The sequence below is a fragment of the Methylobacterium sp. WL6 genome, assembly GCF_008040095.1.
Classification (GTDB): domain Bacteria; phylum Pseudomonadota; class Alphaproteobacteria; order Rhizobiales; family Beijerinckiaceae; genus Methylobacterium.
Genome location: NZ_VRVH01000463.1, coordinates 1 through 2,506 on the forward strand (window position 1 = coordinate 1; position 2,506 = coordinate 2,506).

Consider the following 2,506-nt stretch of genomic DNA (forward strand, 5'->3'; position numbering starts at 1 on the left):
AGCGGGATCAGCCCGGACGTCGCCACCGCGACGGCGACCTCGCTCCGCGGCCCGCGCATCGCGGTCGCCTGGAACGGCAGGTCGAGGATCGTGACCGCCGGCTCGGCGGCGGCGGGCGTGGCGGCGAGAGCGACGAGGAGCAACCAGCGGGACAGCCGGTCAGACATGCTGCCCGCCGTTGATGTGCAGCTCGGCGCCGTTCACGTAGGACGAGGCCTCGGTGCACAGGAAGTAGATCGCCTTGGCGACCTCGTCGGGCGTGCCGAGGCGGCGCTGCGGGATCTGCTCGACCAGCTTGTCGGTTCCGGGCGACAGGATCGCGGTGTCGATCTCGCCGGGCGAGATCGCGTTGACGCGCACGCCCAGCGGCCCGAAATCGGCGGCCATCTCGCGGGTCAGGCCGGCCAGCGCCGACTTCGAGGTGCCGTAGGCCGCGCCCGCGAACGGGTGGACGCGCGACCCGGCGATCGAGGTGACGTTGACGATCGACCCCTTGGCGCGGGCGAGCTCGTCGCGCAGGCCCTGGGCGAGCAGCACGGGCGCGAAGAAGTTCACTTGGAACACCCGCTGCCAGGTCGCGAAGTCGGTCGGCAGGGCGCCGAGGCGCTCGCCGTTCGGCCCCTTGGGCGAGATGCCGGCATTGTTGACCAGCGCGTGGAGCAGGCCGCCCTCGATCGACAGCCGCTCGGCGACCTCGCGGACCCCGCGCACGGTATCCTCGGCGTCGGCGAGGTCGACCTGGAGGTGGTCCTCCGGGCCCATCTCCCATGGGCAGTTCTCGGGAAAGGCGTGGCGCGAGCAGGTGATCACCCGCCATCCCGCCGCGGAGAAGCGCTTGACGGTGGCGTGGCCGATGCCCCGGCTCGCCCCGGTGAGCAGCATGACGCGACGGCGTTCGTTTCCGGGTATGGCCAAGGCCGTGCCTCGCTTCCGATCGGGGTCGGCGCCGGGGCACCCCGGCGGGCCGCCGCGCTGAGCCCAAGGTCTAAGCGCAGCCGGCCCGAAAATCCAGGGACTTCGCCGCGTCGCAACACCGGCGGGGACGCTTGACCGGGCACCGATGCGGCGGGATCACCGGGGCTCCGCAGCCCCTCGCACCGGATCGCCCCCTCATGCCGACCACGGCCCGCCCCACCGATCGCATGCCCGCCATTTCCGCGGATCGGCTCACCCCGGCGCAGCTCGCGGCGTCGGACGCGTTCTTCGCAGCGCGCAAGACGCCGGTCTTCGGCCCGTTCGTGCCGCTGCTGCGCAGCCCCGACCTGATGCTGCGCGCGAGCGACATGGGCCTATACCTGCGCTACGACAGCGTTCTGCCGCTCAGGATCAGCGAGTTCGCCATCCTGATCGTCGCCCGCGAGTGGAGCCAGCAGATCGAGTGGCAGATCCACCATCCGATCGCGCTGAAGGCCGGCGTCGACGCGGACGTGGCGCAGGCGATCGCGGAGGGCCGGCGGCCGGAGGGCATGTCGGCCGAGGAAGCCGCGGTCTACGCGTTCTCGACCGAGCTCCAGCGCAACAAGGCGGTGAGCGATCCGACCTACGCGGCCCTCGTCGCGCTCTACGGCGAGCAGGGCGCGATCGATCTCACCGGGATCAACGGCTATTACGCCCTGCTCGCGATGACGATGAACGTCGCCCGCACCGCCCTGCCGGAAGGCGTCGCGCCGCCGCTGCCTGCCCTGATCCCGTAGCGGCTTCTCAGGGATAGAGGCGCGACCGGTCCCAGCCCTTGCCGTTGCGGGTGAACCGGACGCGGTCGTGCAGGCGGTAGTCGCCGTTGCGCCAGAACTCCATCGCCACCGGGGCGATCCGGAACCCGGTCCAGTTCTCCGGCCGCGGAACCGGCCCGTCCTCGTAGCGGGCCGACAGCTCCGCCACCTCCGCCATCAGCGCGTCGCGGCCCGCGAGCGGGCGCGACTGGCGGCTGGCGATGGCGCCGAGCCGGCTGTCGCGGTGGCGGCTGGCGAAGTAGGCGTCCGCCTCCTCGGGCGTCACTCGCGACACCGGACCGCGGACGCGGATCTGCCGGCGCAGGCTCTTCCAATGCAGCACGAAGGCGGCCTGCGGGTTGGCGGCGAGCTCCTCGCCCTTGGCCGATTCGACGTTGGTGTAGAAGACGAAGCCGCGCTCGTCGAAGCCCTTCAGCAGCACCATCCGCACGTCGGGCAGGCCGTCCGCGCCTGTGGTAGCCAGCGCGATCGCGTTGGCGTCCTCGGGCTCGGACGCCGTCGCCTCGGCCATCCAGGCGGCGAACAGGCCGAACGGATCGTCGCTCAGGGTGAAGTCGGCGGCATCCGGGACCGCATCGCGCCCGCCCGACTCATCGATCTTTAACGCGTCCACGACTTAATCCTCCGTTGTGAGATCCGGGTCGGGGGGCACCGACGTTGGAGCACACTTACGCGCCATCTCGTCTTGGGTTCAGGGTCTCGGGTTCAGGTGTAATGCGTCGTCGCGAAAAGAAGGAAGGGGCTGCGGCGATGCCGCGGGGGGAAGCGCGGGC

The 2,506-nt window shown here is 71.3% G+C and carries 3 protein-coding genes; 1 reads left to right on the plus strand and 2 read right to left on the minus strand.

Going from position 1 to position 2,506, the window contains the following annotated elements; translation table 11 throughout:
- Window positions 1–159: 159 nt before the first annotated feature.
- Entirely contained in the window at window positions 160–882 is a 723-nt protein-coding gene (locus FV230_RS27220) for an SDR family oxidoreductase (protein WP_147728807.1), read from the minus strand.
- Between the two features lie 260 nt (window positions 883–1,142).
- Between FV230_RS27220 and FV230_RS27225 the strand changes: the two genes are divergently transcribed.
- Entirely contained in the window at window positions 1,143–1,694 is a 552-nt protein-coding gene (locus FV230_RS27225; RefSeq protein WP_246695030.1) for a carboxymuconolactone decarboxylase family protein, read from the plus strand.
- 7 nt (window positions 1,695–1,701) lie between these two features.
- On the opposite strand, the gene pdxH is transcribed toward FV230_RS27225, so the two are convergent.
- Window positions 1,702–2,280, minus strand: coding sequence for a pyridoxamine 5'-phosphate oxidase (pdxH, locus tag FV230_RS27230; RefSeq protein ID WP_147844592.1), 579 nt, complete (start codon window positions 2,278–2,280; stop codon window positions 1,702–1,704).
- Window positions 2,281–2,506: the final 226 nt, after the last annotated feature.

Coding starts and splice junctions, on each gene's coding strand:
- FV230_RS27220 (WP_147728807.1), bottom strand. CDS start 882: ATGCTGCTCACCGGGGCGAGCCGGGGCATCGGCCACGCCACCGTCAAG.
- FV230_RS27225 (WP_246695030.1), top strand. CDS start 1,143: ATGCCCGCCATTTCCGCGGATCGGCTCACCCCGGCGCAGCTCGCGGCG.